At 61.3% G+C, this 7,250-nt stretch carries 7 protein-coding genes; 4 read left to right on the forward strand and 3 right to left on the reverse strand.

Going from position 1 to position 7,250, the window contains the following annotated elements; all coding sequences use genetic code 11:
• Positions 1 to 87: 87 nt before the first annotated feature.
• Entirely contained in the window at positions 88 to 1,281 is a 1,194-nt protein-coding gene (locus tag NW807_RS09920) for a M20 metallopeptidase family protein (protein ID WP_414396633.1), read from the reverse strand.
• 117 nt (positions 1,282 to 1,398) lie between these two features.
• Positions 1,399 to 2,184: a 1-(5-phosphoribosyl)-5-[(5-phosphoribosylamino)methylideneamino]imidazole-4-carboxamide isomerase gene (hisA, locus tag NW807_RS09925; protein WP_414426000.1), complete on the reverse strand. Its 786-nt coding sequence runs from the start codon at positions 2,182 to 2,184 to the stop codon at positions 1,399 to 1,401.
• A 63-nt stretch (positions 2,185 to 2,247) separates the two neighbouring features.
• Here hisA and NW807_RS09930 point away from each other — a divergent pair, with 63 nt between their 5' ends.
• Together NW807_RS09930 and NW807_RS09935 are read left to right on the forward strand one after the other, a co-directional pair.
• Positions 2,248 to 3,594, forward strand: coding sequence for a 16S rRNA (cytosine(967)-C(5))-methyltransferase (locus NW807_RS09930; RefSeq protein WP_414426001.1), 1,347 nt, complete (start codon positions 2,248 to 2,250; stop codon positions 3,592 to 3,594).
• A gap of 9 nt (positions 3,595 to 3,603) precedes the next feature.
• Positions 3,604 to 4,413 (forward strand): TrmH family RNA methyltransferase, encoded by an 810-nt coding sequence (locus NW807_RS09935; RefSeq protein ID WP_414426002.1) that lies wholly within the window; start codon positions 3,604 to 3,606, stop codon positions 4,411 to 4,413.
• Here NW807_RS09935 and recA read toward each other — a convergent pair.
• Positions 4,410 to 5,543, reverse strand: a complete 1,134-nt coding sequence (gene recA / locus NW807_RS09940) for a recombinase RecA (RefSeq protein WP_414405779.1) — start codon at positions 5,541 to 5,543, stop codon at positions 4,410 to 4,412. The two genes, NW807_RS09935 and recA, sit on opposite strands and share 4 nt — an antisense overlap.
• Before the next feature lie 166 nt (positions 5,544 to 5,709).
• On the opposite strand from recA, the gene lgt reads away from it, so the two are divergent.
• Positions 5,710 to 6,564 (forward strand): prolipoprotein diacylglyceryl transferase, encoded by an 855-nt coding sequence (lgt, locus tag NW807_RS09945; protein WP_414426003.1) that lies wholly within the window; start codon positions 5,710 to 5,712, stop codon positions 6,562 to 6,564.
• Positions 6,539 to 7,162, forward strand: coding sequence for a tRNA (adenosine(37)-N6)-threonylcarbamoyltransferase complex ATPase subunit type 1 TsaE (gene tsaE, locus NW807_RS09950; protein ID WP_414426004.1), 624 nt, complete (start codon positions 6,539 to 6,541; stop codon positions 7,160 to 7,162). Before lgt ends, tsaE begins: the two co-directional genes overlap by 26 nt.
• Positions 7,163 to 7,250 lie beyond the last annotated feature (88 nt).

A 7,250-nucleotide genomic window follows, 5' to 3' on the forward strand; every position in this document is an offset into this window, starting at 1 on the left:
ATGCCACAAAGTGGCCAATTGTCCGGTGAATCAAGGACTAGAGGAGAACCCTAGCGGACTCCATGTTACAAGCTGTCTCGCTGCTACTTACTCCAGAATGCGCTTTCCAGTGTAGTTTTCAATGCAGCGCAGAAACAGCTCCACGCCGAGGCTGAGGGCAGCCTCATCAAAATCAAAGCGGGGGTGGTGGTGAGGGTAGTCCAGCCCCTTGGCAGGGTTAGCAGATCCCAGGAAGAAGTAGCAGCCAGGAACCTCGTTGAAGAAAAACGAGACGTCCTCACCCCCCATGGTCATCTCGGGGAGGATGGCGGCCTCTGGGCCGAATACCTGCCGGGCAGCTTGTTCTACGAGAGCTGTTAGCCTGGGATCGTTTTCAACTGCTGGATAGCCCCGCTCGTACTGAAACTTGTAGGTGGCTCCGTGAGCCTGGCAAATGCCGGCCACGATTTCTTCTATGCGCTTTGCAATTAGCTCCCGCACCTCTAGCTGAAAGCTGCGCACAGTGCCCCAAATCTCAGCCCTAGGGGCAATGACATTGAAAGTGTCGCCAGCGCGGAACCGGCCTACTGTTACCACGGCTGGCTGCAGCGGATCCACATTGCGGGAGACGATGGTTTGCAAAGCGCTCACGATGTGGGCTCCCACCACAATCGCATCCACCGTCTGCTGGGGAAGGGCAGCATGGCCACCTCGCCCAATGACCTCGATGTGAAAGCGATCGGCAAAGGCCATCAAGGGGCCGCTTTTGACGCCAATGGTGCCCAGCGGACGGTTATTCCACAGATGGAGAGCTAGGAGGGCTTCTACATCCGGGTTCTTCAGCACCCCCGCTTCTACCATTGGCTTGGCGCCACCGGGGCCCTCCTCGGCGGGCTGAAAGATGACCTTGACAGTACCTCTGAGGCGGTGGCGGTGCTGCTGTAGCAGCTTAGCCGTGCCTAGGGCGATAGCCATATGGCCGTCATGGCCACAGGCGTGCATGACGTTGGGGACGGTGGAACGGTACTCCACCTCATTGGCTTCGTGGATGGGCAGGGCGTCCATGTCGGCCCGCAGCGCCAAGACCGGCCCTGGCTCTTCTCCTGGAATGGTGGCTACAATGCCAGTGCCGGCAATGCCGGTTTGGTGCGGGATCCCCCAACTTCTTAGGCGCCAGCTGAGGTAGGCGGCAGTTTGCTTTTCCTGAAAGCCCAGCTCTGGGTATTTGTGCAGGTGGCGCCGCCAGGCCACCAGCTCCGGCTGGAGGGCTTGAACGGCAGGGCGCAGGGCGGGAAAGGACATAACCGGTGGGAAGTAGGATGGACAGCGTCAGGGCAAGGTTCTCTCGGGGCTGCAGGCAGCTGCCTATCGGTTTACCCAGTATGGCAAAGCTAGGCCAGGAGGAGCTTTGCTCGATACCTAAGCCCATAGGAAGTTGGTTTCCGGAGGCAGATCCTGCCAGCGGCCCGGCCCCACCGCGCGCAACGCCTCTGGCAGGGAGATGGCCCCCGAGTAAAGGGCTTTGCCCAAAATAGCTCCCGCCAAGCCGGGCAAGCCGAGTAGGGCAAGCAAGTCGGTGAGCGAGCCGATCCCCCCAGAAGCGATGACAGGCAGGCGGGAAACAGCCAGGATCTGGCGCAACTGCTCCAGGTTGGGCCCAGCTAGGGTGCCATCCCGGCTGATGTCGGTGTAGATGATCCCAGCAGCTCCCTGAGCTTCCACTTGCTGCACCAGTTCAGTGGCCTGTAGAGGCGTAGTACTCAGCCAGCCGCGGGTGGCCACTTGCCCTTGGCGGGCGTCGATCCCCACCCAAATCCGACCAGGCAGGACCTGGGTCATCGCCTCTAGGGTCTTGGGATCCTCTACAGCCACAGTGCCGACAATTACCCGATCCACTCCCAGATCCAGCAACTGCCGCGCCCGCTCCAGGGATCGGATCCCACCCCCCACCTGGACCGGGATGGCTACCCGGCGGACAATGCGCTCGATCATGGGGAGGTTAACCGGATCCCCACTTCTGGCCCCGTCCAGATCTACCACGTGCAGGCGAGGAGCACCCTGGGCCGCCCACACCTCGGCCTGGTGGATGGGGTCAGCAGCCACCTGCTCGGCTTGGGCGTAATCCCCCTGGTAGAGGCGCACAGCGCGGCCCTGGAGGAGGTCAATGGCGGGGATTACCTCTAGAAAGGCGCTGCTGTAAGGCATGATGAGATCCCTTAGGGAGCTTCTCCAGTATCGCCCAGGAACAAAAAGCCTGGCGGGGCGAGCATGAACGCGCGTCAACTGGCTCTGTTGGCCTTGCAGAAGATTGAGCGACACAACGCCTACGCTGACGTCGTGCTAGAGCAGCTGTTGGCCCGCAGCCACCTGAGCCCTGCCGACTGCCACCTGGTCAGCGAGCTGGTGTACGGTGTTACCCGCCGTCGCCGCACCCTCGATGCCCTGATTGACTGCTTCGCCCGCCACCCTGCTTCCAAGCAGCCCCCCGACTTGCGGCTCATTCTCCACCTTGGCCTTTACCAACTGGCCTTTTTGGATCACATCCCGCCCAGGGCCGCCATCCACACCAGTGTGGAACTGGCCCGCCAAGTGGGTCTGGGATCGCTAGCAGGGGTGGTGAACGCCATCTTGCGCGCCTACCAGCGCCAGGTGCTAGCGCAGCCGGAAAGGGATCCCCTCCAGCCCCTGCAGGAAAGGCTGCCTGCCGATCCCATTCAGGCCTTGGGGATCCGGCACAGCTTTCCCGACTGGCTGGTGCGTCTGTGGTGGGAGCGCCTAGGGCCGGCTGAAACCGAAGCCTTGTGCGCTTGGTTTAACCAGCCGCCCCATCTGGATCTGCGGGTTAACCCCCTGCGGGCAGGGATCGACAAGGTTAGCCAAGCCTTTGCAGCCGTGGGGATCCCGGCTACCCCTCTCCCCGACGTGCCAGGCGCTCTGCGGCTAGGACATCCTGCCGGCGATATTCGAACCCTACCTGGCTTTGCCGAGGGCTGGTGGAGCGTTCAGGACGCCAGTGCTCAGCAGGTGGTGCACTGCCTGGATCCTCAGCCGGGGGAACGGGTCATTGACTGCTGTGCCGCTCCGGGGGGCAAGACCACGCACATAGCCGAGCGGATGCAGGATCGCGGCGAGATTTGGGCTTTGGATCGCCACCCCCACCGCCTGCGCCGCTTGGAGGAAAATGTGCAGCGCTTGGGCTTGAGCTCGATCCGTCCCCTGGCCATCGACCTGCTGACCCTGAGCGCCGCTGCCCAACCCCCTGCCCCCTTGCCCCCATGGCAAAGCGCCGATCGCGTGCTGCTGGATGCCCCTTGCTCTGGTCTAGGCACCCTGCACCGCCGTGCTGACGCTCGCTGGCGACAAACCCCCGAGCGGATTGCCGAGTTGGCCCAGTTGCAAGCTCAGCTTCTGCAAGTGGCAGGCCGTTGGCTGAAGCCGGGCGGGCTGTTGGTGTATGCCACCTGCACGCTGCACCCTGCTGAAAACGAGGGAGTCATCCAGTCTTTCCTCAAGACCCATCCCTATTGGGCGCCAGAAGGGGATCCCTTGCTCATCTGGCCTCACCGGCAAGATCGGGATGGGTTTTTTATCCAACGGCTGCGCCGCTGCGATTAGATCCTCCCTATGGCTTCTGAGCTGCTCACCAGCCCCAAAAACCCCTGGATCCGCAAGTTGCGGCAGTTGCACCGCAGCAAGGGCCGGCAGGAACAGGGCGCCTTCTTGGTAGAGGGATCCCACCTCGTCGAAGAGGCCCTGCGAGTTGGCTGGCCCCTCCAAGCTCTCTGCTACACGCCCGAGTGGGCTGAGCGTCACCCTCACTTGCTGGCCAGCCTACCCAAGGATCTGCGGCGGCAGGCCGTCAGCTTGGAGGTGATGGCGGCGCTCTCGACAACCGAGTCTCCGGAGGGAGTTGTGGCGGTGGCTGTCAGCCAGCCGATCCCCTCTCCTCCCTTGTCGGGGGTACACCTGGGCCTTGTGGTAGAAACCCTGCAAGATCCAGGCAATTTGGGAGCTCTGATTCGCGCCGTAGCTGCTGCAGGAGCCGATGGCCTCTGGCTAAGCGCAGACAGCGTTGATCCCGAAAACCCCAAAGTCCTGCGGGCTTCTGCCGGCCAGTGGTTTCGCTGCCCGCCGCGGGTTTTGCCCGACTTGGCTAGCTGGATCCAGGCCTGTCGCCGCCACGGCATCCAAGTCTTGGCTGCTACCCTCTCCCCCAGCGCCACCTGTTACTGGGATCAAGACCTCACCTGCCCCACCCTCTTTCTCCTGGGCAACGAAGGGTCGGGCTTGAGGGAAGCAACCATCCAGCAGGCCAATGCCCAAGTGCGGATCCCTATGGCCGAGGGCGTCGACTCCCTCAACGTGGCCATGGCGGGAGGGCTACTGCTCTACGAGGCCCTGCGCCAGCGGCGAGCCCAGTGGGGAAGTGCTTAGCTGCTCTCCCAGAGCTCCTCCTCTGCAAAGGCTGCTTCCTCTTCCTGCTCTCCTTCCCCTACTCCTGCTGGATAGCTAGTAGAAACCGGCACTCCTGCCGAAAGTTTTTCGCGCACAGCCGCTTCTACCTCCGCCAGTAGCTGCGTGTTTTTCTTTAGGAAAAGAACCAAATTGTCTCGCCCTTGGGCAATGTTTTCTTCCTTGTAGCTATACCAAGAGCCGCGCCGCTTAAGAATGCCCATCTCCTCGGCTAGGTCAATAATGCAGCCGACATTGGAGATCCCTTGGCCAAAAATGATGTCAAATTCCGCCCGCCGAAACGGGGGAGCGACCTTGTTCTTCACCACCTTAACCCGCGCTCGGATCCCGTATTCTTCTGCACCTTTTTTCAGAGTTTGCACGCGGCGAATATCTAGCCGTACTGAGGCATAGAACTTGAGGGCATTGCCGCCCGTGGTGGTTTCCTGGGGACCGTAGCCGACGCCACCAATTTTGGAGCGCAACTGATTGAGGAAGAGAACGATCGAGCCTGTCTTGCTAACGCTGCCCGCAATCTTGCGCAGGGCTTGGCTCATCAGGCGGGCCTGCAGCCCTAGCTGGGCATCTCCCATCTCTCCCTCCAGCTCGGCCCGAGGGACCAGCGCCGCCACTGAATCCACCACGACAATATCCACAGCCGCAGAGCGCACCAGCTGATCGACAATTTCTAGGGCAACCTCTCCCGTGTCCGGCTGGGAAATCAGCAGATTCTGGATATCCACCCCCAAGGCTGCCGCGTAGGCTGGATCCAAGGCATGCTCCGCATCGACAAAAGCAGCCGTTCCCCCTTGTTTTTGCACCTCGGCAATGGCGTGCAGGGCCAGCGAGGTTTTCCCCGACGACTCCGGCCCAAAGATTTCAATGATGCGCCCCTTGGGGTAGCCGCCGCCCAAAGCCAAATCAAGGGTAAGAGCACCGCTGGGGATGGTCTCCACCCGTATCTGGGCAGCATCCCCCAGGCGCATGATTGCCCCCTTTCCAAAATTCCGCTCGATCTGGCCCAGGACCTGCTCCAGCGCCTTGCGTTTCTCTGCTTTTAGCCTCTCCAAGTCGTCCCCATTGTTTACGGCAGCAGCTTTGCCTTGGGCCATAACCCGCACCCTCCCCCACTCGTGGCGGTGAGAAGTTGAGCCTGCATTCTAGCATTGCCGTTCCCTTGGCCTAGGCGGATCCCTGTTCTCTCCCTCAGCTTGCGGCTGGAGCGGGGGGGCGGGGGATGGGTAGAGTGGGCTAAAGGATCCACTCAGGAAGGCTCCTGTGTTCACGACTTTGGTCTTACAATCCCCCGGCCCACTGGTGTTCAGTTGGGGGCCCTTTAGTCTGCGCTGGTATGGCCTGCTGATTGGCTTATCCACTGTTCTGGGCCTTGTTCTAGCTCGCCACCTGGCAGAGCGGCGTGGCCTTTCCCCGGATGTCATGCCCAACCTGCTGCCGTGGCTGGTGGTGGGATCCCTGCCTCTTGCCCGCCTGTACTATGTGGCCTTTGAGTGGGAGCGCTACCGCCATGGCCCTTGGTGGAAGGTTTTGGCCCTCTGGCAGGGAGGCATGGCCATCCACGGCGCTTTGCTCGGCGGCAGTATAGCCCTCTACCTGTTTGCCCGCCAACAGCGGCTAAACTTTTGGCTGCTGGCCGACTGCATCGTTCCTTCTCTCAGCCTTGGCCAGGGGATTGGACGCTGGGGCAACTTCTTCAACAACGAGGCCTATGGAGAGGCGTTGCCTCCGAATAGTCGTCTATGGGTGCAACTGCAGCTTCCTGACGGCTCCCGAGTCCACCCCACCTTTTTGTACGAATCCCTCTGGAACTTCAGCCTCTTTGGGATCCTACTCTTTTTGAGCTACCGGCGCCGGCTTCCTCCCGGTACTCTCTTGGGCTTTTACCTGGTGGGGTACAGCCTTGGTCGTTTTTGGATCGAGGGCCTGCGCACCGACAGTCTTATGCTGGGATCCCTGCGGGTAGCTCAGGCAGTCAGCCTAGTCCTCATCGCGGTCGGCTTGGCTTTGATAGGGACAGCTCAAAAACGCGCTTCTAGGCAAGAGGAGGGGAGAGCGATCCCCACTCAGCCCCTCGAAAAGGAGATCTCAAATGACGGATCTGGCGATCACCGATGAAGGGCTTTGGCAACAAGCCTCTCCTTTGGTACTGCCGTCTGCTGCTGCCACCCAATCCCTAGCAGCTCTCCTGGGGCAGACCGCCGCCTGCCTTCTCACTGCTCCAGGGCAGCAGTTTGCCCTCCCCCAAGCGGTTGGGATCGACTCTACCCCCGGCTTGGTCATTCTTCTCGCAGGCGGCCTAGGCAGCGGCAAAACCACCTTCGTGCAGGGGCTAGGGCAGGGACTGGAGATCCCTGAGCCCATCGACAGCCCCAGCTTCGTGCTGGTGCAGGAATACCGCACGGGACGGATCCCTCTCTTCCACTGCGACCTTTATCGCCTAGGGCCTACCTCTGGTGCCCATGCCAGCGAGGTAGAGGCTTCGGCTCTAGAAGATCTGGGGCTGGAAGAGCTTTGGGGCCAAGTTGGGATCACTGCCATTGAGTGGCCTCAGTACCTCCCTTACCTGCCTCCAACCTATCTCTGGCTGCAGCTAGAGCCCCATCTGCAGGCAGAGGGATCCCGCCTGCTACATGTCAAGGGCAGGGGACTCAGGACTGCCCAGCTTTGGCAGCAAGTACTTTCCCAGCTTCCTCAGCGAGGCACCAAAGGGTAAAGGCAGTTATCGGCAAAAAACCCCCCGGGGGTACTTGACGGTGGGGGTGAGTGTGGGATAGGGTAGTGAAGCGCTGACAAGGCCACCA

The sequence above is a fragment of the Synechococcus sp. R70.1 genome (assembly GCF_047461675.1).
Classification (GTDB): Bacteria; Cyanobacteriota; Cyanobacteriia; order Thermostichales; family Thermostichaceae; genus Thermostichus.

What these genes read in the sequence shown, in the direction of transcription:
- NW807_RS09920 (WP_414396633.1), bottom strand. Translation starts at nt 1,281, where the DNA reads ATGTCCTTTCCCGCCCTGCGCCCTGCCGTTCAAGCCCTCCAGCCGGAG.
- hisA (WP_414426000.1), bottom strand. Translation starts at nt 2,184, where the DNA reads ATGCCTTACAGCAGCGCCTTTCTAGAGGTAATCCCCGCCATTGACCTC.
- NW807_RS09930 (WP_414426001.1), top strand. Translation starts at nt 2,248, where the DNA reads ATGAACGCGCGTCAACTGGCTCTGTTGGCCTTGCAGAAGATTGAGCGA.
- NW807_RS09935 (WP_414426002.1), top strand. Translation starts at nt 3,604, where the DNA reads ATGGCTTCTGAGCTGCTCACCAGCCCCAAAAACCCCTGGATCCGCAAG.
- recA (WP_414405779.1), bottom strand. Translation starts at nt 5,543, where the DNA reads ATGGCCCAAGGCAAAGCTGCTGCCGTAAACAATGGGGACGACTTGGAG.
- tsaE (WP_414426004.1), top strand. Translation starts at nt 6,539, where the DNA reads ATGACGGATCTGGCGATCACCGATGAAGGGCTTTGGCAACAAGCCTCT.